Source organism: Bacillus cereus group sp. MYBK222-1, from assembly GCF_051916425.1.
GTDB lineage: Bacteria > Bacillota > Bacilli > Bacillales > Bacillaceae_G > Bacillus_A > Bacillus_A paranthracis.
Genome location: NZ_JBQAGP010000001.1, coordinates 74136 through 100969, shown reverse-complemented (window position 1 = coordinate 100969; position 26834 = coordinate 74136). Strand labels below are relative to the sequence as shown.

Below are 26834 nucleotides of genomic sequence, written 5' to 3'. Positions count from 1 at the left end.
CAATTTTACGCTTCTCTTACCGCACTTTGCATAGACACCGGCTCTTCTTTTACTTTCACTTTACGCTGTGGCACCATATTAAATACGATATTTAAAAGGACTGCTGACGCACTTCCTAGTACGATTCCGTTATCTGTTAAAATACGAATGCTTTCTGGAAGTTGTGAGAATAATGTAGGAACGACAGTAACTCCTAGTCCGATCCCAACAGAACATGCAACGATTAATAAGTTTTCTTGTCTTCCAAAATCAACGCTACTTAACATTTTAATACCATATGCCATTACCATACCGAACATCGCTAACATCGCACCGCCAAGTACTGATTTCGGAATGATTGTTGTAATAGCTGCGATTTTTGGAATGAATCCAAGAACGATTAACATACCACCACACGTGTAAATAATCACGCGATTTCTTACTCCAGTTAATTGAACAAGCCCTACGTTTTGTGAGTATGTTGTATACGGAAAGGCGTTGAAAATACCACCTAACACCATCGCTAATCCTTCTGCACGATACCCTTTTGTTAATTCTTTTTCACCAATCTTTTTATTGCAAATATCAGATAATGCAAAATAAACACCTGTCGCTTCTACAATCCCTACGCAAGCAACGAGAATCATCGTAATAATTGGCGTTAATTCAAACGTTGGTGTACCGAAATAAAATGGCTGGATACCATGGAACCAATCCGCTTCTCCAACCGCTTGCAAGCTTACTTTCCCCATAAATGCTGCAACGATTGTACCGAACAATAGACCTAGTAAAATAGAGATTGAACGAATAAATCCGTCAAAGAAACGATACATAATGATAATAAATAGTAACACACCAAATGCTAATGCTAAATTTTCAAGACTACCGAAATCCTTACTTCCTACTCCTCCAGCCATATCATTAATTGCTGCTGGAACAAGTGTAACTCCAATTACGGTAACGACAGATCCTGTTACAACAGGTGGAAACAGCTTTACAAGCTTTCCAAATAATTTCGCAAAAATAACAACGAATAACCCCGCAGCAATAATTGCTCCATAAATAGAGGATACGCCGTATTGTTTTCCGATTGCAATCATCGGCCCAACGGCTGTAAATGTACAACCTAGTACAACTGGGAGTCCAATACCGAAAAAGCGATTTGATAATGCTTGTAAAATTGTCGCAACGCCGCACATTAATAAATCAATTGAGACTAAATATGTTAACTCTTTTTGATTTAAACCAAGTCCGCCGCCCACAATAAGCGGAACGATAATTGCGCCAGCATACATAGCAAGCATATGCTGCATACCAAGCGATGCGATTTTAAATGGATGTTGCTTCATCGTTTATTTCACCTCCGCAGTTTCTTGCTGTACAAATGTAACTGCGTTATTATCAAGTGATGCAATTTCTGCTAGTGACTCAACACGAATTCCTTGTTCACGAAGCTTCTTTCCTCCATCTTGAAATGCTTTTTCAATAACAATACCAAGTCCTGCAATACTTGCTCCAGCTTGCTCTACTAGGCTCATTAAACCTAAAGCAGCCTGACCGTTTGCTAAAAAGTCATCAATAATTAAAACGCGATCACTTTCATCAATATGATTTCGAGATAACGAAATTTCATTCGTTTCTTGTTTTGTAAATGAATATACGTTTGCAACATACATATTATCTTGTAACGTTAACGATTTACGCTTTCTAGCAAAGATTACTTTTACACCAAGCTCTAATGCAGCCATAACTGCTGGTGCAATACCTGAAGATTCAATCGTCACGATTTTTGTAATGTTCTCTTCTTTAAAACGTTTAGCAAATTCTTTTCCGATTTCTTGCATAAGTACTGGATCAATTTGATGATTTAAAAATGCATCTACCTTTAATACATCACCAGATAAAACCTTTCCTTCGTTCAAAATCTTTTCTTGTAATACTTTCATGTTTGTTCCCCCTCTTATGCAATAAAAAAACTCCAAAAGCCGCCACCACTCGTTACAAGTGAGAGACGCGCTTTTGGAGTTTCGCAAAAAAGAATGCTAAACAAGCAAATATATTCGTCCTCACTCATAGTCAAAGTATTTACGGTACTTCGGTAGAAACTTGCAGGCCATATCCCCGCGATTATATGAGTGTAGCTAACTATTTATTTTATAGAAGGATTATAACGCACTTTTTATACTTTGAAAAGCTTTTATTCATAAAACACGTACAAATTTTATAAAAACATCATTTTCGTTCGAGTTTTGTAAACTCTTTCATTCCCAATTATAACTTCGTTAAAATGATTGGTCCATCTTCTGTAATCGCAATTGTATGCTCATATTGAGCTGATAATTTCCCGTCCATCGTTCTCGCAGTCCATCCATTTAAATCTACTTTCGAATATCGCATACCTACATTGACAATTGGCTCAATTGTAATTACCATTCCTTCTTGTAACTCAGGCCCTTGTCCTTGCTTCCCAAAATGAAAAATTGCTGGTTCTTCATGAATTTTTTTACCGATTCCATGTCCCGTAAAGTCTCTTGCGACAGAAAAACCTTCAGCAGCTACATAACTTTCAATCGCATAACCAATATCTCCTACATGATTACCGATTATCGCCTGCTCAATGCCTTTATACAAAGCATTCTCAGCTACTAGTAATAACTTTTCTGCTTCATCAGAAACTTTTCCAATTCTATACGTCCAAGCAGAATCTGAAAGACCACCATTTAAGTTTACTACCATGTCAATTGTTACAATATCACCCTCAGTCAAAGGAACATCGGCCGGAAATGCATGACACATTTCATCGTTTACAGATGCACATATCGCATATGGATATCCGTTGTACCCTTTCTGCTCAGACGTTGCACCATGTTTTTCTAAATACGCTTCCACAAACGTATTAATTTCTTTTGTTGTAATACCTGGTTTCATTATCTTCGCAATTTCTCTATGACATGAAGCAAGTAACTTTCCAGATTCATGCATTAAATCTATTTCATTTTTCGTTTTAATTGTAATCATGCTGTCTCTCCTTACTAAACTTGCTATTTACCATTAAACTTCAATCATACACATCCTCTTCCAAAATTACAAAACTTCCAATTACAAATAGTAAGATTTATTTCTGCATAAAAAAACAGAAGGAGATTCTTCTGTTTTTTTAATCATTTTTACATATATAATTCATTTTCAAAAACTCAAAATAACTACCATTCGTCTTCTGTATAAACGTCCCAACTGCTTCAAACCCTGCCCTTTTATACACTTTAATCGCTCTTTTATTAAATGTAGCTACTGATAGTGTTATATACTTGCATCCATATTTTTCTTTACTAAAAGCTAGTATAGCATTTATGAACTGTAAACCAAATCCATTCCCAGTTATATTAGGTCTCATTCCAAGACCTATATCAACCGTTCCATCATTTATTTTACAAACAGTAAAATAACCAATGAGAGTGCCATTTTCCTTCACAGAAAATGTATGATTCCCTCTACTCTTATCTTGTAAAAATTCGGCTAAATCTTCTTCATCTGCCTCTATATCGTAAAAGGAATATTTCCCTTCATAATGCCAGTTGTATGCAATTTCTTCTGCTTCTTCTTGCGTCATCACTGTATAAGTATACTCCATTTTTCTATCCCCTTAAAAAAAGAGCTGCAAGTAAGCAGCCCTTTTTTATAACTCGTAAATCTCTCTATACTTCGCTTCTAAATAATCTGCTAAGTAATTTGCATTCAATCCTTCACCTGTTACATCTGCTAAAATTTCAAGTGGCTTTTTCGTTTTACCGTATTGGTGAATGTTTTCTGTTAACCATTCACGAATTGGTGTTACGTTTCCTTCTTCTAATAATGCATCAAAGTTCGGAATGTCTTTTACCATTCTTTGCTTAAATTGCGCTGCATACATATAGCCAAGCGCATAAGATGGGAAGTATCCAAATGAACCACCAGCCCAGTGAACATCTTGTAATACGCCTTGTGCATCGTTAGCCGGACGAATTCCTAAATATGCTTCCATCTTATCATTCCAAGCCGCTGGTAAATCCTTCACTTGTAATGTGCCATCAAATAACTCTTTCTCAAGTTCATAACGAACCATGACGTGAAGGGGATATGTAAGCTCATCTGCTTCTATACGAATAAACGACGGCTTTGATTCGTTAATCGCATCATAAAACTCATCTACTGATATATCATTGAATTGACCATCGCTATACTCTTTTAATAAATCATAATTGTTCTTCCAGAATGATTTATTACGACCGATAAAGTTCTCAAAGAATAATGATTGTGACTCATGAATACCCATAGATGTTCCACTACATAGCGGTGTACCTTCAAATTTCTCTGCAATATTTTGTTCATATACGGCATGACCACATTCATGAATTGTTCCAAACACAGCCATACGGAAATCTTTTTCGTCATAGCGTGTTGTAATACGAACATCCCCTCTATTTAATGTAATCTCGAATGGATGTACCGTTTCATCAAGACGACCTGCTTCAAAGTCATAATTTAATTGCTTTAATAGCTCTAATGTAAAGCTTTTTTGTTTTTCTTTTGAAAAATGTTCTGATAAAGCACTTGTCTTTAATCTTTTTTGCGACTCTGATATTTCTTTTACGAGCGGAACGATACGCTCACGAAGTTGGCCAAATACGTGATCTAACACTTCTACCGTAATACCTGGCTCATACATATCTAATAATGTATTATATTTATATGTTTCGTAACCCCAATATGTAATAAATTTCTTTTTAAATTCAACGATTTGTTCTAAATACGGACGGAACATTTCGAAATCAGATTTTTCGCGAGCTTCTTCCCACACACTTTCTGCTTTCGCTTCTAATTTCACATACGCTTCATATTCCGCTTGTGGAATTTTCTTATTTCTATCATATTCTTTACGACACTCTTCCACCATTTTCTTCGTCGTTTCAGAAAGCTTGTCTTCACGTATTAAATCTTCAAGCTCTGTTAAATAATTTCCCATTTCATCTGAAGTCGACATAGCAAACACTTCTGATGAAAGCATGCCAATTACTTCTGAACGCTGGTCTACACCTTTTTTAGGCGCACCTGTTCTTAAGTCCCAAAACATTAAGCTTAACGCTTCTCCGTAATTTTGTATCTTCTTCACATATGTTAAAAATTGTTTTTCTACTTCATATGTAGCTACTGTCATTATATAAAAACCTCCTTTTTCTACCTCAAACTTAATTCGACATGAAAATCTAAATTCCTTTTATAATAGAAAAAAAGCTTGGCAAGCGCCAAGCTTTCTCCTTATAATTCTTTACCTTCTACTGGTAGTACGTTTTTCACTGCTTCTACCACTTTCTCATCTTCTGTATCAGATAAGAAGATTGATATAGCACCTTTATCTTCGCTCGTACGAATTAAACGGCCAATCCCTTGACGAAGACGTAAAATCATATATGGTACATCTACATCCCAGAATGGATCATTTACGTGCTTACGCTTCGCTTCAAACACAGGATCGTTTGGAGGGAATGGTAATGACCAAATAATAACATGTGATAATGATGAACCAGGAATATCTAAACCTTCCCATAAATGAACGGCACAAAGTACAGTCTCTTCTTCATTTTGGAAACGAGAAACAAGCTGACTAATTTCTTGGTCCCCTTCATATAGGAACGGAACTGACATTTGTTCTTTACTTACATATTCTTTAAACGCTGCAAGTTCTTGCGTTGTACGGAATAATACAAGTGTACGTCCATTTGTTTTTTGTATATTTTCAAGTGTATATTGACACTTTCTTTCCCATTCATTTTCTTTCGTATGAGATAGTAAGTTTACTGCCATTTGCTCTTCGTAATCAAACGGGGAGGCAACTGAGAATGATAAGTAATCTTTTACCCCTAAGCTATTTGCTGTAAATGCGAATGAATCGTTGTTAGATAATGTAGCAGAAGAGAAAATATACGGGATTTTCTTCGAGAATACTTTCTCTTGTAATACTTCTTCAACTGCACGCGGCATAATTACTAACGTGAAAGCTCCATCACCTTCTTCACCCCATGTAATTACATTTTTCTCGTGCATAAACAGACGAAGTGAATGCTCTAATACATCTAAATGTTCATCAACGATATTTAAATCATACGTGTTTACTGTATGCATTTCACTTTCAAATACTAATGCATCACCGACTTCACCAATTTTCGCATAAAGTCGCTTCGCTTCAGCCGTTACTTTTTCTGTCACAGTAATTTCTAAACGATCAGAACCAGCAATTTCTTTTTTATTCTCTTGTAACACATCAAAGAATCGCTCTGTTTGCCAAATTGTTTCTTCTACTAAATGCGCAAACTCCTCGCGAATATCATTTTGTAATAATCTCGTTAAAAGTTGCTCCATCATCGTTTGCTTTAAACGATATGTTAAAGCTTTTTGAGCTGCATATTCTACAAGATGTCCTTCATCAAATACAACACAACTACTTTCTGGTAATAACGGAATTTGTCCTTCACGCTTACGAGCATCATACGTCCAAATATGATCCATATAGAAATCTTGAGAGCAAATAATTAAATCTGCTGCTTTACGATAATGTTCACGTGATAGAGTCTGCCCGCAACGATGACGAGAATCACAAGTGAAGCAATCTTGGAAATAATCCCAATTTACTTTTGACCATTCCTCGTCATTTAAAAGCGGAAATTCTTTTCGGTCACCGTAGTGAGTAAAGTTTTGCATCGTACCATGATCGAATACAAACTGCGGTAATTCGTAGTATACATCTTCAATTACTTCTGGAGCTCGTCCACTCATAACATCTTCAAGTTTACGTAAACATAAATAATTATCCATTGATTTCGCAAGTCTTACATCTACCGATAAGCCTAATGCCTCAGATAATTTAGCAATGTCCCCTTCTTCTTTCACAAGCTGCTCAATTAACGTTTCATCTGCACAAGCGATAATCGCTGGCTTTCCAGTATAACGTGCATAACAAATTGCATATAGAAGATATACAATTGTTTTCCCGGTTCCTACACCAGCTTCTGCGAACATAACTTTCTTTTCTTGAAAAGCACGCTCTAATTGAAACGCCATAAAAATTTGTTCATCACGCTCTTCAAAGCCTTTTTCCGGAAGGATGTCGTAAAACACATCTCCAATCCACTCATTCAACTTATCATAAAAATTGTCTTGTTTCCCTACTTCAAATGGTAATCTCTTCTCAGTAAACATCCTTAGCCTCCAACCAAAAAGTTTTTCTATAAAAGATATAGCAACTGCTACTCATATGTGCGCAGCCACTTTCCCCTGTTGTAAAACATAGAAATACACGAAAAAAAATTTTCCTTTCGAAAAAGGAAAATTTTCTTCTATATTAATGACTTTAAATACCGTTTATCAATCGCTGTTTCATGTGAAAGAGCTGACAAATATTCTTCTTGTGCTTTTTGTATTTCATCTACAATCGCACCTTGGCTATCCACTTCTTTTCCGAGCTCATCATACGTACGGTGAATAGCTTTTTGAATCATTGATAATTGGAAACTATCCATATCAGTTCCTCCTTTACGCATTACATAATAGCCAGTATATGCGCGCTGGAGGAGTTTTATACTATGAATTACGAGGTGGACGTTTTCCGAAGTATTGGTAGTAATCTGTACGGATAAATCCGTTAAACAGTTTACGTTTCTTCGATGCATCTTTTCCGTAGCACTTCTCAAACGCTTCGTAACTTGTTAATACATACGCCGACCATGTGTCTAATGGACGGAATACTTGTCCCATTTCTTTATACAGTTGTTCAACAAGTGCTTTTTCACTTAAACGTTCTCCGTATGGAGGATTCGTTACAACATAGCCATAATCCTCTTTTGTTGTGAAATCTTTTACTTGCATTTGTTTAAATGTAATTAAATCGCCTAAACCTACTTCTTCTGCATTATCTTGAGCAACTCGAATCATACGATGATCGATATCTGATCCAATGATTTGCAATGGTTGATCATAGTTCGCTAAATCTTCAGCTTCTTGACGAGCTTCACGCCAGTTTTGTTTACCAACCCAGCCCCATTCATCCGATGCAAAACCACGGTTAAATCCTGGTGCAATATTTTGCCCAATTAATGCTGCTTCAATCGGAATTGTACCTGATCCGCAGAAAGGATCCACGAATGGACGATCTGGCTTCCAGTTTGTTAATTTAATTAAAGACGCAGCTAATGTTTCTTTTAAAGGAGCTTCCCCTTGATCCACACGATATCCACGTTTATGAAGTCCAACACCGCTCGCATCGATTGTTAATGTTGCGATATCTTTTAACATTGCAATCTCAATACGGAATAACGGTCCATCTTCTTCAAACCAAGTTGTACGTTTATATGTTGTTTTTAATTTTTCAACGACAGCCTTTTTAACGATACGTTGGCAATCCGAAACACTGAATAACTCAGATTTTAAAGATTTACCGATAACAGGGAACTCACCGTTTTCTGGAATATAATCTCCCCAGTTTAATGCTTTCGTTTTCTCAAACAGCTCATCAAATGTTGTCGCTTTAAATTCGCCAACTTTAATTTTCACACGGTCCGCAGTACGTAACCATAAATTCGTGCGACAAATCGCCTTTTCATCTGCTTCAAATGTTACTTTGCTGTTTTCTACTTGGCATTCATAACCAAGATCACGAACTTCTCGGGCAACTAAAGCTTCAATACCCATTGCCGCTGTTGCGATTAAAGTAACTTTTCCCATTTGCATTCACCTCTTATGTATATTCAAACAATAATTAATAGCCATTTATCCTATTAATTATTACATTTTACGAAGAATTTTCTCATTAACCATTTTAACTCATAATTTATAACTTCATACAAATAAAAAGCCCTCCTCTAACAAAGGAGAGCTGAGTTATTTCATAGTTGGTTCATAACGTTCTGTAAGCCATGTTCTGTTCCTTTGTACTGCAAACGGCCCACGCCTCGTACTCCGGTGGCAATCATCTATCTACAGGTTATACAACCTGTCCTTTCCCATCGTTCATTTCCTTGGAAAAGATTCCCCTACCATTATTTGGGTTTCTCGCTCGTGGGGTTTACCTCGTTCCACTCCTATCATTTCTTCAAGGACTTCGTCACTGTGGCACTTTAAAGGTAGTCAAACCATATCCGAAAGGACTTAGGTTTTTTCCCTGCCGTTAAACCAGCCTTACAGCCAGAATACCCTAGCTTATGAATTGGCTAGGCACGAACACTACAGCCATCTCAGGCCGTGCGAGCATGGACTTTCCTCTACAACGTTGGCGTTGCAGCGATTACCCAAACGTTATGACATCCATTAGTATAGTGGAAACAAAAAGATTTTGCAATGTTTTTTTCTATGTAAAATGCTGTAACCTTTTTATCACCAGAAATTATTCGTATAACTTACTTCCAAATACAGCTTTTTCTAAATTCGATAGACGTTTTAAAATGTCCGTATTCGTGTTGTTATATACTGGTTGTGCAACTGGTGTTTGTACAACTGGTTGTTGTGGAACTTGCGTTGCTGCTAGCTTTTGTTCTTCTAGTTCACGCTTTAAACGAGCATTTTGTTGCTTTAATTGCTCAAATTCCTTGTGAAAAGCTTCGTAATCTTTAATGATCATATCAAGAAACTTGTCTACTTCTTCTTGTTGATAACCTCTCATACCTGTTTTAAATTCTTTTTCTAAAATATCTTTTGCCGTTAATTTAATTTTATCCGAAATCATTTTCTTCACCTCAAATTTTTGCCAAAACTTTCATTAACTAAATTTTTTCAGAAACAATGCTTTTTGTCAATCATATATACGAGTACTATATTACATATTACTCAGCATTATTCCACTGTTCCTCTTCTATTATATCTTGTAAATCGGAAAAAAGAATGAAATAACTGTGATAATTTTCTATTTCTCCTTTTTTCTTTGCCGCTTCTACAATATATTTAGGACTCCCTGGTTTTTCTTCATCATATACAGCTAAAAGTGCATCACTTTTTTCAATAAAAAATTGATTTTTTAATTTAAATTGCTCTGGGCTTTCGTACTTTCGTTTTGTGATACTATCAACATGGTCTGCTTGAGAGAGAATAAATTCGTAATATTCACGGTTATCTTCCTTCCAACCTTCTTCTTGTTCTAAAAATGGAGTAAATACCGCTAATTTTAAATCTGGATATTCTACTTGTATTTCAAAAACAACTTCAGCAGCCCATAATTCTACACCTAACTGGCCACTTATTATAACCCACTCTAAACCATCTTCTACAAAAGCAATTAATTTACGACGCAACGCCTTTTTTATACATTCTACTCCTGGATGATCATTTTTAAATATTCCAAGTTCAAAGGGCTTATAGCCTGTTACTGCAATAACTTTCATATCAACACTCCAATTACAAAAAAAGAACTAGCATTTCGCTAGTTCTAACATATCATTTACTTTTTAAATATTCCACCAACGTTTGGTCCAATATTCGGACCTACTGGTGATACATTGTTTGGTAAAAATGGTGATACATTTGGTCCTGGTCCAAACGGCGATACATTCGGTCCTGGTCCGAATGGGGATATTTGATGACCGTGGTGGTGGTGATGATGACCATGGCCACATGGTCCACATCCGCCGAATCCTGGATCGATTGGGTCCACAACATTTACATTTGAATTTGTTTGCGGGAAGAAGTTTTGGTTTTTAATTTGTTGATGATGTACATGTGTTGTATGCGTCGGGAAAATGTGTGGCACCACCGTTGTTGAAAAAGAATGTGTTACGCATTGTTTCGTCGGATGAATGACAGGAGCAGTTGTACAAATAGGTCCTGTAGGCTTATGCCCTCCAAAGCAAGGATGACAATGATGCATAGTTTTTCTCTCCTCTCTCATAAAAAAAATCTGATTACACTTTACAGTATGAGAAAAGAGGGTAAGCCGCTTGTTATATATACCCATTTATTCTAAGGAAATTTGTCTAGTCTTTGATTTTCTATCCAATGCTTTTTATAGACAAACCTTCGACATTACTTACCAAAAAAGCCTCCCACTTGCTTTACAATACCTGTCACTTGATTCATCGCATTCATCATTTGTCCAGCTGTATTCATCATTTTATTTACATCATAGTTACCATCTGAATTTTTAAATTGGGAAACAAAACTAGAAAATTGACTTGGTTGCTGCTGTTGCTTTTGTTTATTTTGTGTCGGATACGGTTGTTTTGGTGGATAAAACATCGCTTGTTGATTGCCATAGGGAGATGGTGGTGGCATATAGTATTGTGAATTTATATAAGGTTGCGGTTGTTGATTCATATACGGTTGCTGCGGTTGATTCATAAACGATACTTCAAATGGCTGGTAATAATTTTGATTTCCATAATGAGGCTCGAAAGGATACATATTATAACGTAAATATGTATCCGTATTATATTGGTACATATTTTGCTGTGCATATGGATTAGATTGCTGATATACGTTAGATTGTTGAAACATGCATTCTCTCCTCCTTCACATAAGTTTCTACATATATAATATGTACTTGTAAAATAATTTGTGTGACGGAGTATCTGTCTATTTTTGTCGGAAGTTTAAATTTTTAAAAAATTATAAAAGAAAACCCTTCCATGCTATGATAAAAAAGAAGAAGATTCTCATGGGGGAGGAATCAACATGGTATTAGGGGATTTAAAACAAGCGTTTTCTCAAAAAAAGGGGTATTACACAGAGAATGTAAATGAATTGTTAGACTTTGCGAGACATTGGTATCTCGAAGGGAAAATATGTATTTCAGATTACCGAACAGTAATAAAAGAACTAGAAATAAACGGGGCAACAAAACCTACAACAGTGACAGAAGCATAAAAAACAAGAGGGTTTTCCCTCTTGTTACTTACATTGCTCAATTATATTTTGCAAAGTATACGAAATGGCTTGATGCGTTTCAAAGAATCGCTTACCTTTACCTTTATTTACAAAGCATTGCAACACATTTGTTTGTAAATTATCGTACACTTGATCAATTTGCTGTACATGTATATACTTCGGTTTTTCTTCCTTAATCCATTCATAAGCTAATTCTTTCCACACTTTTAATTCCTCATCTACCATATCTACAAACGGTTTCATATCCTTGTAAAAATCGTATTCAATCATTTCTCTTTTTTTCACATTCGCTTCATTATTATGTTGCATAAGTTTTTCCGAAGACTGTATTAATGCTTCATACTTCATTTTATTCCCACCTTATTATGCACTCACTACGACGTTTTGAAATGCCTTCACCCAATTCCCTTTTTCTTCGTGATGCACTAATTTATTTTCCATATGCTCAATATGCATTTCTGTTATTTCTATCTTGTTGCGTATTTTTTCACTCTTATCCTTTAATGCATGATTCATTCTAATCCCTATATTCATTTCCAGCAAATCGAGAGAACTTAACATTTGATCCATTGTTTTCATTACATCTTCCTTCTGAACCATCGCCATATACAAAACGCCTCCTTCTTTGCTTTTCCTTTGTCATGTAATTTCGCCGAATGATTCTTCACTCCTGCCCACATGACAAAACTAGTTGTTATTCGTCAAAGAAATCATTTTGTATGTCATTTATAGAAATGGTAACAATACAAAAAGGAGGTGCATGAAAATGGCAAAGAACAAAAACGAAAAAAAGAAAAAACAAAATAAACAAAATAAACCCGAAACTGGAAATCCAAAATTAGATGGTCCAAACTTCCCTGCTACATAAAGTGAAACTTCTTTAATCTCTTATATTCATTACGTTTTGAGATTAAATGTTTACCACGCATAGTAGGGTTACTTCACATTAAGAAGTCCCGTCTTCATTTATGAAGACGGGACTTCTTTTTTATTATATCACGAACTCATCCATCCTTTTAACAAAACGATTTACGGTGGAAGCAATATAGATTTGCTCCCTCTTTCTTTTATACCATTCTGTTATATCAACTTCACCCGTATACTCTTCTCGTAAAAATAGTTCATTTATTTCCGTATCTCTACAAAACCAATCTCTCATACTTATTTCATCATGTGCAACAGCAGGATAAACTTCTCTAAGAGCTGGTGTACAAGATTTTCTAGCTTCACTTACATAACATTCATAATCTGTTCTTGATCCTGTGTGTATCGTTTGCGATGCAAATCTATGGAATAAACTTTTGTAATTCGGATGGAACAGTAACGCTGCTAATTTCTTTCCTAGTTCTATACGCTTCTGTAACGTTTCAAATTGATAAACTGAAAAACCATACACCTTCCCTTCAACGGTTGGGAATATAACGGCACTAATATGAAGCATTTCTTGTAATTTAAAAAGGGCTGTATGGAATACATGTTTTTTAAAGTATGCATTCTCAATAACTGGTTTTTGAATTTTATTTTGTTCATTTATAATAAGCGCTGTCATAAGTCTATTTATATCTTTTTTCTCCCAAAAATATATCCATTCTTTTTCCATAAAAATGGATACGTTAAAATATTGTAACAAATGGAATAGTGGGATCTGCCTCCTCTTACTTTCTTCGTATAACAACAGCTGAGGAAATGCATCTAAAAAAATAATCCAATTTGCTTCTTCGTAAGTTAAAAACAAATGTTTTTTTACTGTTTGAGGTAAAACAGTAGCATAATATCTCCCTTCTAAATCAGTCATATTCCATCCTGCATTTCTTGAGACCATACTTGCTAAAAAAGCCCACCTAATCTCACTATTTCTTACATAATATTCTTGATAACACTCTGTTCGAGAAATGTTGTCCATATTAGCTATTTCTATTTCCCTCTTAATGTTGTAAACGATTGTTTTTTCCTCTTCTGTACAGACCATCATCTTTTTACGATATTGCTTGATTTTTTCATAATCATTCCATGTAAACATAAAGAAGTCCTCATACCTTTCTTGAAAAAGGTCACATCTTTTTTCATTTTTTGTTATAATCACCTTTGTAAGTAATTCTTAGCAAGTTGGGAGTGGACACACTATGACCATTCGTTACCCAAATGGAAAACGGTACAATCAAGCTTCACAACCTCATAAAACACCAATTAAAAAACATACTTACAGTAATAGAGGTATGTCCCTTGAAGAGGAATTGAATGAAACGAATGAATATTACTTAACCCATAATATTGCATGCGTACATAAAAAACCTACACCTCTTCAAATTGTAAAAGTGGATTACCCCGCTCGAAGTGCTGCAGTGGTAAAAGAAGCGTATTTTAAACAACCTTCTACAACAGATTACAACGGTGTATATAAAGGGAAATACATCGATTTTGAAGCGAAAGAAACAAAAAATAAAACCAGCTTTCCACTTCAAAACTTCCACCTTCATCAAATTGAACATATGAAGCAAGTAATCGCTCATAATGGAATTGCATTTGTTATTATTAAATTTACACTTTTTGATGAACTTTATTTATTAGATGCAAAACATATTATTGCATTTTGGAATCGTCAAAATACAGGTGGAAGAAAATCGATTACGAAAGAAGAAATAGAAGAGCATGGATCCTTATTATCATGCGGTTATCACCCTCGGATTGATTATATCCGTGTACTAGACACGGTTTATTTTTCGTGATAGAGTCATCACTAAGGCTCTTTTTTCGACTTTTGGGGAGAGAATGAAAGGTAGGAGAAAGTATAATGTCAGATAATTATCGTTCTCGTACAGAACGAAATCATGTAAAAAATCAAAAGCAAGAAACAAATACAGAGAAAAAACCAAAGAAAAAAGGCTCCTTTTTTAAAAAATTCCTTATAGGTTGTCTACTTCTTGGTATCGTTGGTCTTGTAGCTGGCGTGTCCGCTTTCTTTGTTATGGTGAAGGATGCTCCAAAATTAGACAAATCAAAACTTGTCAACCCTTTATCAACAAAGTTTCTTGATAAGAACGGGAACTTTTTCTATGAATACGGTGCTGAAAAACGAACCCACGTTACGTATGATCAAATTCCAAAAGTAGTTGAAAATGCATTCCTTGCAACTGAGGATTCACGTTTCTATGATCATAATGGAATTGATTTTAAACGAACTACAAAAGCAGTTATGGAAAATGTCACTGGGGGATTCGGATCTCAAGGTGGTAGTACGATTACACAACAAGTAGTCAAAAACTATTTTCTAACGATGGACAAAACTGCAAAGAGAAAAGTGCAAGAATGGTACCTATCTTACAAATTAGAGCAACAATACTCTAAACATGAAATTTTAGAAATGTATTTAAATAAGATTAACTTAGGTAACCGTTCGTACGGTATTGCAACAGCAGCAAAAAAATATTATGACAAAGATTTAAAAGACTTACAGTTACATGAAGCTGCAATGCTTGCAGGTTTACCCCAAGGTCCTAATATTTATGATCCTACAAAAAAAGACAACGTTGAAAGAGCTACACAACGTCGAAACGTCGTATTATCATTAATGAATCGACATGGTTATATAACAAAAGCTGAGATGGATAATGCAACGAAAATCCCTGTAACTGAAGGTCTTCAACCATCTTCAGAAGTAACGGAGATGAAGTATCAAGCATTTTTAGATGCTGTTGTAAAAGAAGTTGAAAAAGAATATCCCGATGTAAATATCGGTTCAGATGGTTTAACGATTCATACAACACTTGATCAAGATGCGCAAGATTATGCTGATAAAATTATGGATGGCAATCTTATTAAGTATCCGAACGATCAATTCCAAGGATCATTCGTATTTATGGATACACAATCTGGAGAAGTTCGAGCAATTGGAGCTGGGCGTAAAGAAAGTAAGTCTACTTTCAAAGGTCATAATATGGCCACTGATTTAAAACGCCAAGTTGGTTCAACAATGAAACCAATTTTCGACTACGGTCCAGCAATTGAGAATTTACAATGGTCTACATACCATCAATTAAATGACTCAGAATATACGTATTCCGATGGTAAAAAAATACGAAATGCAACAAATAGTTACAAAGGTGACGTTTCACTACGTGAAGCTTTAAAAAAATCATTAAACATTCCCGCTTTAAAGACAGCTCAAGCGGTTGGTCTTCCTAAGTCACAAGCGTTTGCTGAAGGTTTAGGTATGACATTTAAAGACGGCAAAACATATGAATCAACAGCAATTGGTAGTAACGATAGTTCTCCATTACAATTAGCGGGGGCATATGCAGCCTTTGGTAACGGTGGGAACTACAATAAACCGCACTTCGTAAAAGAAGTTATCTTCCCAGATGGGAAAAAGAAAAGTTTTAAACCGAAAGAACAACGTGCGATGCAAGACTACACAGCTTACATGGTGACTGACGTTCTTCGTGACGTAGTAAAACCTGGTTCTGGTGGTACGGGTCCAACAGCATACGTTCCAGGTATAGATGTAGCAGGTAAAACAGGAACTCAAAACTTTGATGCAGACGTGATTAAAAAATATGGTATTCCAGCTGATGCAAACAGAGATAGCTGGTTCGCTGGATATTCACCGCAATATACAATGGCTGTTTGGACTGGTTACGAAAAAGATGGTCCAGAAAATTACATTGGCGATCGCTCTACTAGAATTGCGCAACAAATGTTCCAAGTAATGATGAGTAAATTCGCTACAGATAAAACTCGTTTCGAACGCCCTTCTTCTGTACAAGAATTAAATGGTGAATTGTATGTAAAAGGAGCTAAAAAGGATGCAGTGAAACAAATTAAAGTAGATGCACCTAGTGGTCTTAATGTCACTTTCGATGGCGCTAGCACAGTTACACTAAACTGGTCTGGACCAGCAGAAGTTGATGCGTATGCCGCAAGCTATAAAGCGACTGACGGTTCAAGCGGTAGTTTATCAATAAAAGGTACGACAGCTACTCTTGGTGGTATTAAACCAGGTGTTACTTATAGCTTCTCTGTAGTAGCGAAAAAAGGTACTGGAACAAGCCCGGCCGTTGGTGCATCCTTCACTGCGCCTGGAGGAACTCCAGACGCGAAGAAAGCTGAAGATGAGGCTGCTAAGAAGAAGGCTGAAGAAGAAGCTAAGAAAAAAGCCGATGAGGAAGCTCAGAAAAAGGCTAATGAAGATAAACTAAAACAAGAAGAAGCTAAGAAAAAAGCTGAAGAAGAAACTAAGAAACAACAAGAGCAGCAGCTTAAACAGCAAGAAGAAGCTCAAAAGAAAGCTGAAGAGGAAGCTAGAAAAAAAGCTGAAGAAGAAGCTAAAAAACAACAAGAACAACAACGTAAACAGCAAGAAGAGGCTCAAAAGAAAGCTGAAGAGGAAGCTAGAAAAAAAGCTGAAGAAGAAGCTAAGAAACAACAAGAGCAACAACAACAACAAAATACCGGCGAAGATACACCTCACGCAGACGGAAATGTTGTTACAACAGAGTCTTAATACAAAAAAGAAGTCCTTTCTCTTAACGAGAATAGGACTTCTTTTTTGTTATCATTTTCTTTACATATAGTTTTTCTATTTCAATATACAACTGCGCTAACTGAATATAAGAATGATAATTATTCGGTTTCTTTATAATGAACGAATATCGCTCTATAAAATTAACTGGTTGCACTTCCAATTCACTCGTAAAATCTTCTATTTTATTCAAACTATGAACAGGTTGCTCATTTAGCCAATATACAATTGATAATAAATGTGCTGCAAAAAGAATCATCGGACCTTCAGCTTCTTGTTTCTTTCTGTTTCGAAATAAAGTAGCAATGTCCTCATGCTTATTTTTCCATACATTCAACATTACCGGAATACTGTTTTCAATTTCATTCCACGGCTCATATTGTCTTTCCATATCATATATAAAATAAGTCTTTTGTATTGTTTCTTCAAATGACTGTTCTGTATAATACGCAATCGAATTTATACTTTCTTTAAAAAATGGTAAGCACCGAAATTCTCTCGGTATTTCTATCACTCGCTCCATCCTTTATTTCCCCTTCATTCGCTTCTTTCCTTCTCGGCATACTTCTAGTAAAGGGCACTCTTCACATTGTGGTCGCTGCGCTTTACAGTGATAACGTCCAAAGAAAATCATACGGTGATGTGTAACGCTCCATTCATCCATCGGAATTTTCTTCATTAATGTCTTTTCTACTTCTAACACCGAATCTTTCCATCTACAAATCGCTAACCGTTTACTCACTCTCTCTACATGCGTATCAACAGCAATTGCCGGAATACCAAACGCTACCGAAACAACTACGTTTGCTGTTTTCCGACCTACACCTGGTAACTTCGTAAGCTCATCTCGATCTTTCGGCACTTCCCCATTGTAATCATCTAATAACATTCTGCACAATTTTTGAATGTTTTTTGCTTTATTTCTATACAAACCAATAGAACGTATATCTTGTTGTAATTCTTCTAGCGAAACACTTAAATAATCTTCTGGTGTTTTATATTTTTGAAATAAATTTTTCGTCACTTTATTTACAAGTGCATCTGTACATTGTGCAGATAATGCTACCGCGATTACTAGTTCAAATGGATTATCATGAATTAATTCACAATGTGCTTCTGGGTACATATCCGCCATTGTGTCTAAACAATAGCGAATTTGCGTTTTATTTAACATATACTTCCTCCTACATTACTGCTCCAACCAATTATAAAAAGGCACTTTTCCAGTAAATTTCGTCTCTTGTTTTGTCGTTTGCTGCGTTCGTTGTTGATTTGCTCTAAATTTCCGTCCTTGGTTTTGGGCTTGATCTACTGTTTTAATACCATTCTTTTTCCATTCAAATAAAATACGATCAATATATCGGAAATTAAGCTTACCACTCATTACAGCTTCCCTGAGGGCCGCTTGAATTAAATTCGGATGATGTTGATCTTGATCTTCCCACATTCCCAACGTTTCACATTCAAATGGAGAAAGTGGTCTTCCAAATTCTTTTTCAAATACTGTATATAAATTTACTTGCAATTGCTTTATTTCTTTTTGTTCTTCCTCTATTGATTCATTCATTAAGAAATGCAATATTTTTTCCCATAGCGGTTGTAAAGAATAACTTTCACACATCATCGCTTCTGATTTTTGTCCACCTTCTAGTGATAAAAAACCTTTTTGAATCAATGCCTGAATTACTTCCATACATTTCATTTCGGTAATCGTCATCCGTTCTGAAATCTCTGACGGAGTCGGAAATGAATTGCCCGATTCTAAAAATGTATGTACATGAAGTACAACCATAAATTCTGTTTCATTTAACCCTAATTTTTTATAATGCATCATAAGTAATTTTGGAATTGCAATGCTTCCCTGCTCAAACCACTGTAACATCATTTTCTTTTTCATCACCAAACACCTCGCTCTCTAGTATAACACACCTTTCGCTATTTCTTTTTGCCACAATTCGTCAAAAAAACCTCCCTATTATGTAGGAAGGTTTTTGTATTACATTAATAAAATATACAATTAAGCTTGCACTTTACTTTTCATAAACGTGTGAATACGTTCTAATGCTTTCTCCACTTGTTCAAGAGATGTCGCATATGATAAACGAACGTTATTTGGAGCACCAAATCCTGTACCTGGTACAAGAGCTACTTTTTCCTCTTCTAATAGAGCTTTTGCCCAATCATCAACAGTTTCGTATCCTGATAAAGCTACTGCTTCTTTTACATTAGGGAATAAGTAAAATGCACCTTGTGGTTTAATGCAAGTAAAGCCAGGGATTTGAATTAATTTATCATAAATAATGTTTAATCTCTCTTCAAATGCTTGACGCATTGTTTCTACAGGTTCTTGTGAGCCTGCATATGCCGCGATTGCGCCGTATTGAGCGATTGAAGTAGGGTTTGACGTACTATGACTCGCTAAGTTCGTCATCGCTTTAATAAGCTGCTTATTTCCTGCTGCATATCCAATACGCCATCCTGTCATAGAATGAGATTTAGATACACCATTAATAATAAGTGTTTGTTCTTTTAATGCATTAGAAAGCTGGGCAACCGAAGTATATTCTGCTCCACCATAAATTAATTTCTCATAAATTTCATCTGAAACGATTAAAATATTGTGTTCTAAACATACTTCTCCAAGCTGTTGTAATTCTTCTTTGCTGTAAATCATTCCTGTTGGATTGCTCGGTGAATTAATAATAACTGCTTTCGTTTTCTCTGTAATTGCCTCACGCAGCTGCTTCGCTGTAATTTTGTATTCATTATCTTCAAGGCCTTCTACATAAACTGGCTTACCACCAGCAAGCTTTACTTGTTCCGGATAACTTACCCAGTATGGCGTAGGGATGATAACTTCATCACCTTCATCAAGTAGTACTTGGAATAATGTATATAATGCATGCTTTGCGCCGTTACATACAATAATTTCAGACGGATCATACGCAATTCCTTGATCACGAGTAAACTTCTTCACAATTTCTTGTTTTAACGCTTGTAACCCACCTGTTGGTGTATATTTCGTATGTCCTTCTAACATCGCTTTATGTGCAGCATCCATAATATGTTCTGGCGTATTAAAGTCAGGTTCTCCTGCCCCTAATCCAATTACATCATGACCTTCTGCTTTTAATGCTTGTGCCTTTGCTGTAATTTCTAAAGTTGCAGATGGTGTTAAAGCAGCTACTCGCTTTGCTAATTTCATTTGTAGTTCCCCCTACATCTATTTTTCAATGCTGTATCGTCGTAAAAACTGCCCATCTTTAAATGCAAGATAGTAATAACTATAACGATTTTCATCATCAATATATGTAACTTCCCATAATGGTATATTGTTTTCAAAGCCTAATTTTATTTTTAAAATTTCTTTAGGCTTACTTTTGTGCTCTTTACTGTCATCTCCGACTTGTTCAATCGTTCTTTGTAAAGCCTCTTTTTCAGAAATACCTTCACTCTTTTTCCTTACTATAGTTTCCCCTTTTTTCTCAGGCACCCAAACGATAAGTTGTTCTCCTTTTTCATCTGTACCTTGTACGACAGTATATGAAGATTCTCCGTTATAATAATCCACAGATTTTACTTTTACAAGCTTTGCTTTTTCTTTTGCAATTTCTACAGATTTTGCCTCTTTAGGGATTTTCTTTTCCATTGCTTTATTATAAACATACGCCCCATATATTCCGCTAGCAACGATTACGATAACGATTGCAAAGATCCACTTTTTCATTGTATCACTACGTTCTGTAAATCGTAAATACAGCTGTTTCTTTATCTTTTTCGTCTAATGCTAATCCGAACATGAGGTCCTGCTCTTTTAACGTACGATTCAAACTATCAACGATTTTATACAAGTCAGACGAATATTTAATACGCGTCGTTGATAGGACTTCGATTTTCTTATCCATGAAAAAACTCCTCCGTTACACAAAAATTTCTAATTATAGAAGAACGCAATGCGGTTACAATAAGAGTACATTCTTTACAACCCCTGCTTCATCACCCATCTATTATAGCAGGACATGTACAGCAAAAAAAGGTTTCAAGTCGAAAACCGATACATTTTGTATACAAGAAGTAAGAAAAATAAAATTCCTCCTACCCACATTTTTTACGCCTGAAGTTTACATGCACTTCAGGCGTATTTTTCCTTCCAATTTTATTCAATTGGCCGTTCCTTTAATTGTTCTAACAATTCTTCTAGAGGGCCTTCATAAAGCGGAACAGTTGGAATTGATTGTAAAAAACGTTTTCCATAGGAAGCGCTTGTCAAACGACGATCTAGTACAAACACCGTTCCGGTATCTGTACTTGTTCTAATAAGACGACCAAATCCTTGTTTGAAACGCAGTATTGCTTGCGGGAGTGCTAACTTAGCGAATACGTCCTCTCCTTGATTTTTTAACCACTCTCCTTTTGCTTCCATCATCGGTTGATGAGGAGGCGTAAAGGGAAGACGGACAATAACAAGACAACTAAGGGCATCTCCAGGTATATCTATCCCTTCCCAAAAACTACTTGTTCCTAATAAAATTGATTTATCGAACTCTTGAAACTTACGAATGAGACGACTTCTGCTCTTATTATTCACACTTTGCGTTAATAATAAATAGCCTTCTAATTCCTCATCATTTTTCAAATTCGTATATGCTTCTTTCAACATTTCATACGAAGTGAACAAAACAAGCATTCTACCTTCTGTAGCTTTCGCTATTTTTGCAATATGAGCCGACACAGATTCAATATATTCTTCATTACTTGCTTGCTTAATAAAGGGCACATCCGTTGAAACCATTAATTTCATCTGTTCTTCAAAATGGAATGGTGATGGGACCTGTAATGTATTTGGAGCAAAATCATGTAAGCCTAGCTCTTCTTTTATATAGTCAAATGAATCGTTTACTGTTAGCGTTGCTGATGTGAAAATAACACTCTTTTTCTCTGTTAAAAATTCATCAGCAAATCTTTCACCAATATGAACAGGTTGCCCATATAAAACAGTTGAATGAATGGTTCCCTTCGTTTCAGTTTCCATCCATGTCACATATGAATTTTTTTCTAAAATGAGTACTTGTAAAGATTGCGCCATCTTTCTCAACAACTCAATTAAATGCATAAATTCACCTGTAACAACATGCATTTCCCATTCTAATTTACTTTGCAATATATCAACTTGCTTCTCAAGTGTAGAGAGTAATTTTCTTACATCATATACAAAGCGATTTGTTAACTCGGTAATACTATCCCATAACTTACCTTTCTCTACTTCCGTGTTATATCGATAAATGAGTGGCATATTGCTGATCCCTTGTTCCTGCTTTGTTTGTTTAAAGATGAATGCACGTAACATTTGGAATAGCTCATCCGCATCAAATTTCAATTCCTTCAAACTATGACTTACCATGCGAAAAGTAGAACGGGAGGCTTGCTCTGATTTTTTCATCATTTTATATACTTTAGAAAGTACATCATCTGTTTCTAGCGTACCAAGACGAGATAAAACTAGCTGGAAATACATACAGGAGAACTGTTCACCTAATGTTCTACTCGCTGCTTCCTCGATATGATGAGCCTCATCAAAAATAATATGCTCACATGAAGCAAACAGTGGTTCTTCACTTGAAAAATCTTGAAATAATAACGCATGATTTGTAATAACGATATCTGCAAATAATGCTCTATTCTTTGCTCGTTGATAAAAACAACGACTAAACCAGTTGCTTTGCATCCCACCCGGACTATGTACATCACTACAAATCCGGTTCCAAAGTAACTTTCCGCCCTCAGGAATATTTAATTCATCACGATCGCCCGTTTCCGTTTGCAATAACCACACTAAAATTTTTGCCTTCGTGAGCGCCATATCATAATTCTTCTCTTCTTCTTGCAAAGCATATTCAAATTTATGTAGACAAAGATAATGCTTTCTTCCTTTCAGAAGAGCTACTTCAAATGAAAATGGCATTATTTTCTGTAATAATGGAATTTCTTTTTCTAGTATTTGTTGCTGCAGTTGTACAGTTTGGGTACTTATGATGACAGGTTCTTCTTTTTTCTTTGCAAAATAAATACTTGGAAGCAAATATGCAAGAGTCTTTCCTGTTCCTGTTCCTGCTTCAATTAGTGAAAACCTAGAATCTCTTAGCGCTGTATATATTTCCTTCATCATACTCTGTTGGCTTTCTCTTTTTTCAAACTTTGGCATATTCGACTCAAGTTTATCAATTGTCTTATGCAAGAAAGCATCAAATTTAAATGCACATGTTTCACTTAAGTTTAAAGAATAATTCCGTTTTCGAAGGGCAATATTTCGATACACTTCATATCCCTCTGCTCCTTTTTTACCATGCATCATTTTCTTTAAAATATTTTCAGAAAGCACATCCGCTATATCACTTTGAAACACATCACTCAATTCATAAAGCGATTGCAAGGTGACAAGGGGTAACTTCTCAATTTCATTTAAAAATTGTAAAAACAATTCCGCTGTTGCAAGAGCATCACTATCCGCACGATGCGGTTGATCATGCTCTAATTCGTGTTGTTTAGCTAAATCACGTAATTTATAACTATCAGCCGTTGGCAAAAGAATTTGCGCCAACTCAACTGTATCAACTTTTGGACAATGTATTTCTGTATATCCAGCCTGCCTTAATTCTTCCGTTAAAAAATTCCAATCAAAGTGAACGTTATGTGCAACGAAAGCTGCACCTTGTAATAGCTCAACAACCATTGGGGCTACATCTTCAAATAACGGGGCTTGCTTAACCATACTCTCATCAATCCCTGTTAACTCTGTAATAAATGGTGGAATCTCTCTCTTCGGATTAATAAAAGATGAAAAAATCTCTAATATCTCTCCATCTTCCACTACAACAGCTGCAATTTGGGTAATTTTATCTTTCCCATCCTTCCAGGAGTTCCCTGTCGTCTCTAAATCCACAACGACATAACGCTTACTCATATATGTAACACCTCAATTTCTTACCTATCAAACAGAAAATTATATAATGTTACTATACCACGTTTTATCTCATCTTAATGAAAAGATGCACAAAAAAGGCTATCTCCATAATAGAGATAGCCTTCTTACTTATAATATCGTACCCGCTTTTTCAGCACCTAACATTTCAATAATTTGATTATCATCGTCTAATACTGCAATTTTCGGCTCTTGTTTATGAATATTTTCTTCTGCCACTAAACCGTAGCAAATAATAATAACTTTATCTCCTGGCTGTACAAGCCTTGCAGCTGCACCATTCAAACAAACAACACCGCTACCACGTTCTCCTTTAATAACATATGTCTCTAAGCGAGCACCATTATTATTATTTACAATTTGGACTTTTTCGTTTTCTACAATATTTACTGCATCCATTAAATCTTCATCAATTGTAATACTACCTACATAATTTAAATTTGCTTCTGTTACTGTTGCGCGATGTAGCTTCGCTCTCATCATTGTGCGAAACATAGATACTCCCCCTTATTTAACCGTTAATGTTATATTGTCAATTAATCGTACATTGTCAAATTTAACTGCAATTGCTAAAATGATTCGCCCTTCAATTTTATCCACTACTTGTAGTGAAGGATACGCATATAAATCAGCATAATCTACAGTGCCTTTCGTATATGTCTCAATATACTCCTTCACAAGAGTTGTAATGATTTCTGCATTACGTTCTCCTGTCTCAATTCTTTCTTTCGCTATACATAGACTGCGGTATAAATGAGGAGCCTCTTCACGCTCTTCTGGTGATAAATACACGTTACGAGAACTTTTGGCTAATCCATCTTCTTCCCTTACAATATCCACCGGTACGATTGTAACCGGAATATTAAAATCAGCGACAAATCCTTCAATGACAGCAACTTGCTGTGCATCTTTCATACCGAAATAAGCACGTGTTGGCAATGTAATATTAAATAGTTTCATTAGTACAATCGCAACACCAGCGAAATGACCAGGTCTTTGTTTTCCGCATAACACATCGGTACGCTTCACAACTTCTACTGTTGTCGTTTGTTCTGCTGGATACATTTCTTCTACGCTCGGATAAAATAAATAATCTACACCGTTTTCTTTTGCTACATTTTCATCTCTATCAATATCACGAGGGTATCGATCTAAATCTTCATTTGGTCCAAACTGTAGCGGATTAACAAACACGCTTAAAACTACAATTTCATTTTCTTCTCTTGCCTTACGTAATAAAGTCGCATGACCTTCATGTAAATAACCCATCGTTGGGACAAAACCAATACTTTTTCCACTTGCACGTAGTTCGTTTGTAATTTGCTGCATCTCTTGCACTGTATTTATGATTTTCATTATTGTTTTCCTCCGTATAACGCTAAACATTCTTCCTCTTTCATTGTGAATGAATGTTTTTCTTCCGGAAATTGACCTGTCTTTACTTCAGTTACGTATTGTGAAATCCCTCGCACAATCTCCTCTTGAACAGACGTATATTGCTTCACAAATTTCGGAACACGATTTACGCCATATGAGATAAGATCATGATAAACGAGTACTTGCCCATCCACTTTTTGTCCTGCTCCAATTCCAATCGTTGGAATTGTTAGTTGCTTCGAAATAAATTCTGCTAGCTGCATTGGCACACATTCTAATACAAGTGCTATCGCACCAGCTTCCTCACATCTCTTCGCATCTTCTATTAATTTTTTTGCACTTTCAGCATCTTTTCCTTGTACTTTATAGCCACCTAACACTCCTACAGATTGAGGAGTTAAGCCTAAGTGTGCCACGACAGGAATTCCCGCACTCGTCAAGTAATGAATAGTTGATATCACTTCTCCCGCACCTTCTACCTTCAGTGCATGAGCACCACTCTCTTGAACGATGCGGCGTGCATTCACCATCGTATCTTGAGGCGACACATGATACGACATAAATGGCATATCAGTTACAATAAACGTCTCTTTCGCTCCTCGGCGTACAGCTTTCGTATGATGAATCATATCCTCTACTGTTACAGGTACTGTTGAATCATAGCCGAGCACAACCATCCCAAGGGAATCTCCAACTAAAATCATATCAACTTCCGCTTCTTCTGCTAACTTAGCAGATGGATAATCATACGCCGTTAGCATTGTAATCGGCTCACCTTGCTCTTTCATTTTCAAAAAATCTGTTTTTGTTTTCAAAAACTACTCCTCCTTTATACAGGAGAGAGGAGATGGCCGAAATCATATAAAAAACCCCTCTGGCCATAAAAGGGCAGAAGGGTTGTGTGTTAGTCGGCATTATTCATCCCTCTGTCCCAGTCCGTTATTGGATCAAGGCAGAATCCAAGTTATTATTTTTCGTATTGCTTCGAATCATAGTGCAGTTCGCTCTGATACTGCCCACATTCGAACTAATTATAGCAAACTCCAAAAAGGAATTACTACATTTTTTTGAAAAAATAAT

29 protein-coding genes, 1 other RNA gene and 1 riboswitch are annotated in these 26834 nt (G+C 35.9%); of the genes, 4 read left to right on the top strand and 26 right to left on the bottom strand.

Annotation, left to right across the window (positions count from 1 at the left end; genetic code table 11):
* Positions 1-5: 5 nt before the first annotated feature.
* The 13 genes from pbuX to ACTFR9_RS00500 form a co-directional block, all read right to left on the bottom strand.
* Positions 6-1328, bottom strand: a complete 1323-nt coding sequence (gene pbuX / locus ACTFR9_RS00560) for a xanthine permease PbuX (RefSeq protein WP_000809227.1) — start codon at positions 1326-1328, stop codon at positions 6-8.
* A 3-nt stretch (positions 1329-1331) separates the two neighbouring features.
* A complete protein-coding gene (locus ACTFR9_RS00555) occupies positions 1332-1925 on the bottom strand; it encodes a xanthine phosphoribosyltransferase (RefSeq protein WP_000866489.1) in 594 nt (197 codons plus the stop codon).
* Positions 1926-2032: 107 nt separating this feature from the next.
* Positions 2033-2134, bottom strand: a riboswitch (purine riboswitch).
* Positions 2135-2250: 116 nt separating this feature from the next.
* On the bottom strand, positions 2251-2997 hold the full coding sequence (locus ACTFR9_RS00550) for a type I methionyl aminopeptidase (protein WP_000628427.1): 747 nt from the start codon (positions 2995-2997) through the stop codon (positions 2251-2253).
* Between the two features lie 139 nt (positions 2998-3136).
* On the bottom strand, positions 3137-3610 hold the full coding sequence (locus ACTFR9_RS00545; protein ID WP_000456878.1) for a GNAT family N-acetyltransferase: 474 nt from the start codon (positions 3608-3610) through the stop codon (positions 3137-3139).
* Between the two features lie 45 nt (positions 3611-3655).
* Positions 3656-5173: a carboxypeptidase gene (gene ypwA / locus ACTFR9_RS00540; RefSeq protein WP_193635121.1), complete on the bottom strand. Its 1518-nt coding sequence runs from the start codon at positions 5171-5173 to the stop codon at positions 3656-3658.
* Between the two features lie 101 nt (positions 5174-5274).
* Positions 5275-7212 carry an ATP-dependent DNA helicase gene (locus ACTFR9_RS00535; protein ID WP_000493701.1) on the bottom strand — a complete coding sequence of 646 codons (1938 nt, stop codon included), beginning with the start codon at positions 7210-7212 and terminating at the stop codon, positions 5275-5277.
* A 137-nt stretch (positions 7213-7349) separates the two neighbouring features.
* Positions 7350-7532, bottom strand: coding sequence for a DUF3921 domain-containing protein (locus ACTFR9_RS00530; protein WP_000376895.1), 183 nt, complete (start codon positions 7530-7532; stop codon positions 7350-7352).
* Positions 7533-7593: 61 nt separating this feature from the next.
* On the bottom strand, positions 7594-8733 hold the full coding sequence (locus ACTFR9_RS00525; RefSeq protein WP_000521234.1) for a THUMP domain-containing class I SAM-dependent RNA methyltransferase: 1140 nt from the start codon (positions 8731-8733) through the stop codon (positions 7594-7596).
* A 180-nt stretch (positions 8734-8913) separates the two neighbouring features.
* Positions 8914-9304, bottom strand: an RNA gene (rnpB, locus tag ACTFR9_RS00520) — RNase P RNA component class B.
* An 87-nt stretch (positions 9305-9391) separates the two neighbouring features.
* Positions 9392-9730, bottom strand: coding sequence for a cell division regulator GpsB (gene gpsB, locus ACTFR9_RS00515; protein ID WP_000622430.1), 339 nt, complete (start codon positions 9728-9730; stop codon positions 9392-9394).
* Between the two features lie 97 nt (positions 9731-9827).
* Entirely contained in the window at positions 9828-10382 is a 555-nt protein-coding gene (locus ACTFR9_RS00510) for a DUF1273 domain-containing protein (protein ID WP_000862920.1), read from the bottom strand.
* Between the two features lie 56 nt (positions 10383-10438).
* A complete protein-coding gene (locus ACTFR9_RS00505; protein ID WP_000546265.1) occupies positions 10439-10864 on the bottom strand; it encodes a CotD family spore coat protein in 426 nt (141 codons plus the stop codon).
* Positions 10865-11019: 155 nt separating this feature from the next.
* Positions 11020-11490, bottom strand: a complete 471-nt coding sequence (locus tag ACTFR9_RS00500; protein ID WP_000487707.1) for a YppG family protein — start codon at positions 11488-11490, stop codon at positions 11020-11022.
* 177 nt (positions 11491-11667) lie between these two features.
* Between ACTFR9_RS00500 and ACTFR9_RS00495 the strand changes: the two genes are divergently transcribed.
* Complete coding sequence (locus tag ACTFR9_RS00495; protein ID WP_000242664.1) at positions 11668-11859, top strand: YppF family protein; 192 nt, start codon at positions 11668-11670, stop codon at positions 11857-11859.
* Between the two features lie 24 nt (positions 11860-11883).
* Here ACTFR9_RS00495 and ACTFR9_RS00490 read toward each other — a convergent pair whose 3' ends face one another.
* Both ACTFR9_RS00490 and ACTFR9_RS00485 read right to left on the bottom strand, forming a co-directional pair.
* Positions 11884-12228: a YppE family protein gene (locus ACTFR9_RS00490; RefSeq protein ID WP_000872959.1), complete on the bottom strand. Its 345-nt coding sequence runs from the start codon at positions 12226-12228 to the stop codon at positions 11884-11886.
* Positions 12229-12243: 15 nt separating this feature from the next.
* The gene (locus tag ACTFR9_RS00485; RefSeq protein WP_001252040.1) at positions 12244-12486 is read right to left on the bottom strand and encodes a hypothetical protein; all 243 of its coding nucleotides are present in this window, start codon (positions 12484-12486) and stop codon (positions 12244-12246) included.
* An 85-nt stretch (positions 12487-12571) separates the two neighbouring features.
* Between ACTFR9_RS00485 and ACTFR9_RS00480 the strand changes: the two genes are divergently transcribed.
* Positions 12572-12748, top strand: a complete 177-nt coding sequence (locus ACTFR9_RS00480; protein WP_001982922.1) for a hypothetical protein — start codon at positions 12572-12574, stop codon at positions 12746-12748.
* A 123-nt stretch (positions 12749-12871) separates the two neighbouring features.
* Here the strand turns inward: ACTFR9_RS00480 and ACTFR9_RS00475 are convergent, their stop codons facing one another.
* Positions 12872-13900 carry a DUF2515 domain-containing protein gene (locus tag ACTFR9_RS00475; protein ID WP_000495633.1) on the bottom strand — a complete coding sequence of 343 codons (1029 nt, stop codon included), beginning with the start codon at positions 13898-13900 and terminating at the stop codon, positions 12872-12874.
* Positions 13901-14003: 103 nt separating this feature from the next.
* Here ACTFR9_RS00475 and recU point away from each other — a divergent pair, with 103 nt between their 5' ends.
* Together recU and ACTFR9_RS00465 are read left to right on the top strand one after the other, a co-directional pair.
* Positions 14004-14606 carry a Holliday junction resolvase RecU gene (gene recU / locus ACTFR9_RS00470; protein WP_000155592.1) on the top strand — a complete coding sequence of 201 codons (603 nt, stop codon included), beginning with the start codon at positions 14004-14006 and terminating at the stop codon, positions 14604-14606.
* A gap of 65 nt (positions 14607-14671) precedes the next feature.
* On the top strand, positions 14672-17380 hold the full coding sequence (locus ACTFR9_RS00465) for a PBP1A family penicillin-binding protein (protein ID WP_163262689.1): 2709 nt from the start codon (positions 14672-14674) through the stop codon (positions 17378-17380).
* Between the two features lie 22 nt (positions 17381-17402).
* On the opposite strand, the gene ACTFR9_RS00460 is transcribed toward ACTFR9_RS00465, so the two are convergent.
* From ACTFR9_RS00460 to panB, 10 genes are all read right to left on the bottom strand, one after another.
* Positions 17403-17921 (bottom strand): YpoC family protein, encoded by a 519-nt coding sequence (locus tag ACTFR9_RS00460; protein ID WP_000442682.1) that lies wholly within the window; start codon positions 17919-17921, stop codon positions 17403-17405.
* Positions 17922-17924: 3 nt separating this feature from the next.
* On the bottom strand, positions 17925-18572 hold the full coding sequence (gene nth, locus ACTFR9_RS00455) for an endonuclease III (protein ID WP_000933025.1): 648 nt from the start codon (positions 18570-18572) through the stop codon (positions 17925-17927).
* A gap of 15 nt (positions 18573-18587) precedes the next feature.
* On the bottom strand, positions 18588-19295 hold the full coding sequence (gene dnaD, locus ACTFR9_RS00450) for a DNA replication protein DnaD (RefSeq protein ID WP_000728540.1): 708 nt from the start codon (positions 19293-19295) through the stop codon (positions 18588-18590).
* A gap of 120 nt (positions 19296-19415) precedes the next feature.
* Positions 19416-20603: an aspartate transaminase AspB gene (gene aspB / locus ACTFR9_RS00445; RefSeq protein WP_000761548.1), complete on the bottom strand. Its 1188-nt coding sequence runs from the start codon at positions 20601-20603 to the stop codon at positions 19416-19418.
* An 18-nt stretch (positions 20604-20621) separates the two neighbouring features.
* A complete protein-coding gene (locus tag ACTFR9_RS00440) occupies positions 20622-21125 on the bottom strand; it encodes a cell wall elongation regulator TseB-like domain-containing protein (RefSeq protein WP_000758749.1) in 504 nt (167 codons plus the stop codon).
* A gap of 7 nt (positions 21126-21132) precedes the next feature.
* Positions 21133-21303 (bottom strand): YpmA family protein, encoded by a 171-nt coding sequence (locus ACTFR9_RS00435; protein WP_000358352.1) that lies wholly within the window; start codon positions 21301-21303, stop codon positions 21133-21135.
* A gap of 251 nt (positions 21304-21554) precedes the next feature.
* Positions 21555-24359 carry an ATP-dependent DNA helicase DinG gene (dinG, locus tag ACTFR9_RS00430; RefSeq protein ID WP_000044928.1) on the bottom strand — a complete coding sequence of 935 codons (2805 nt, stop codon included), beginning with the start codon at positions 24357-24359 and terminating at the stop codon, positions 21555-21557.
* A gap of 129 nt (positions 24360-24488) precedes the next feature.
* Positions 24489-24872 carry an aspartate 1-decarboxylase gene (gene panD, locus ACTFR9_RS00425; RefSeq protein WP_000490176.1) on the bottom strand — a complete coding sequence of 128 codons (384 nt, stop codon included), beginning with the start codon at positions 24870-24872 and terminating at the stop codon, positions 24489-24491.
* A 12-nt stretch (positions 24873-24884) separates the two neighbouring features.
* Positions 24885-25733: a pantoate--beta-alanine ligase gene (gene panC / locus ACTFR9_RS00420; RefSeq protein ID WP_000691778.1), complete on the bottom strand. Its 849-nt coding sequence runs from the start codon at positions 25731-25733 to the stop codon at positions 24885-24887.
* Complete coding sequence (gene panB / locus ACTFR9_RS00415) at positions 25733-26569, bottom strand: 3-methyl-2-oxobutanoate hydroxymethyltransferase (protein ID WP_000853114.1); 837 nt, start codon at positions 26567-26569, stop codon at positions 25733-25735. Before panB ends, panC begins: the two co-directional genes overlap by 1 nt.
* Positions 26570-26834 lie beyond the last annotated feature (265 nt).

Bases quoted from the DNA above. Each gene is read 5' to 3' on its own strand.
- pbuX (WP_000809227.1), bottom strand. From the start codon at position 1,328: ATGAAGCAACATCCATTTAAAATCGCATCGCTTGGTATGCAGCATATG.
- ACTFR9_RS00555 (WP_000866489.1), bottom strand. From the start codon at position 1,925: ATGAAAGTATTACAAGAAAAGATTTTGAACGAAGGAAAGGTTTTATCT.
- ACTFR9_RS00550 (WP_000628427.1), bottom strand. From the start codon at position 2,997: ATGATTACAATTAAAACGAAAAATGAAATAGATTTAATGCATGAATCT.
- ACTFR9_RS00545 (WP_000456878.1), bottom strand. From the start codon at position 3,610: ATGGAGTATACTTATACAGTGATGACGCAAGAAGAAGCAGAAGAAATT.
- ypwA (WP_193635121.1), bottom strand. From the start codon at position 5,173: ATGACAGTAGCTACATATGAAGTAGAAAAACAATTTTTAACATATGTG.
- ACTFR9_RS00535 (WP_000493701.1), bottom strand. From the start codon at position 7,212: ATGTTTACTGAGAAGAGATTACCATTTGAAGTAGGGAAACAAGACAAT.
- ACTFR9_RS00530 (WP_000376895.1), bottom strand. From the start codon at position 7,532: ATGGATAGTTTCCAATTATCAATGATTCAAAAAGCTATTCACCGTACG.
- ACTFR9_RS00525 (WP_000521234.1), bottom strand. From the start codon at position 8,733: ATGGGAAAAGTTACTTTAATCGCAACAGCGGCAATGGGTATTGAAGCT.
- gpsB (WP_000622430.1), bottom strand. From the start codon at position 9,730: ATGATTTCGGATAAAATTAAATTAACGGCAAAAGATATTTTAGAAAAA.
- ACTFR9_RS00510 (WP_000862920.1), bottom strand. From the start codon at position 10,382: ATGAAAGTTATTGCAGTAACAGGCTATAAGCCCTTTGAACTTGGAATA.
- ACTFR9_RS00505 (WP_000546265.1), bottom strand. From the start codon at position 10,864: ATGCATCATTGTCATCCTTGCTTTGGAGGGCATAAGCCTACAGGACCT.
- ACTFR9_RS00500 (WP_000487707.1), bottom strand. From the start codon at position 11,490: ATGTTTCAACAATCTAACGTATATCAGCAATCTAATCCATATGCACAG.
- ACTFR9_RS00495 (WP_000242664.1), top strand. From the start codon at position 11,668: ATGGTATTAGGGGATTTAAAACAAGCGTTTTCTCAAAAAAAGGGGTAT.
- ACTFR9_RS00490 (WP_000872959.1), bottom strand. From the start codon at position 12,228: ATGAAGTATGAAGCATTAATACAGTCTTCGGAAAAACTTATGCAACAT.
- ACTFR9_RS00485 (WP_001252040.1), bottom strand. From the start codon at position 12,486: ATGGCGATGGTTCAGAAGGAAGATGTAATGAAAACAATGGATCAAATG.
- ACTFR9_RS00475 (WP_000495633.1), bottom strand. From the start codon at position 13,900: ATGTTTACATGGAATGATTATGAAAAAATCAAGCAATATCGTAAAAAG.
- recU (WP_000155592.1), top strand. From the start codon at position 14,004: ATGACCATTCGTTACCCAAATGGAAAACGGTACAATCAAGCTTCACAA.
- ACTFR9_RS00465 (WP_163262689.1), top strand. From the start codon at position 14,672: ATGTCAGATAATTATCGTTCTCGTACAGAACGAAATCATGTAAAAAAT.
- ACTFR9_RS00460 (WP_000442682.1), bottom strand. From the start codon at position 17,921: ATGGAGCGAGTGATAGAAATACCGAGAGAATTTCGGTGCTTACCATTT.
- nth (WP_000933025.1), bottom strand. From the start codon at position 18,572: ATGTTAAATAAAACGCAAATTCGCTATTGTTTAGACACAATGGCGGAT.
- dnaD (WP_000728540.1), bottom strand. From the start codon at position 19,295: ATGAAAAAGAAAATGATGTTACAGTGGTTTGAGCAGGGAAGCATTGCA.
- aspB (WP_000761548.1), bottom strand. From the start codon at position 20,603: ATGAAATTAGCAAAGCGAGTAGCTGCTTTAACACCATCTGCAACTTTA.
- ACTFR9_RS00440 (WP_000758749.1), bottom strand. From the start codon at position 21,125: ATGAAAAAGTGGATCTTTGCAATCGTTATCGTAATCGTTGCTAGCGGA.
- ACTFR9_RS00435 (WP_000358352.1), bottom strand. From the start codon at position 21,303: ATGGATAAGAAAATCGAAGTCCTATCAACGACGCGTATTAAATATTCG.
- dinG (WP_000044928.1), bottom strand. From the start codon at position 24,359: ATGAGTAAGCGTTATGTCGTTGTGGATTTAGAGACGACAGGGAACTCC.
- panD (WP_000490176.1), bottom strand. From the start codon at position 24,872: ATGTTTCGCACAATGATGAGAGCGAAGCTACATCGCGCAACAGTAACA.
- panC (WP_000691778.1), bottom strand. From the start codon at position 25,733: ATGAAAATCATAAATACAGTGCAAGAGATGCAGCAAATTACAAACGAA.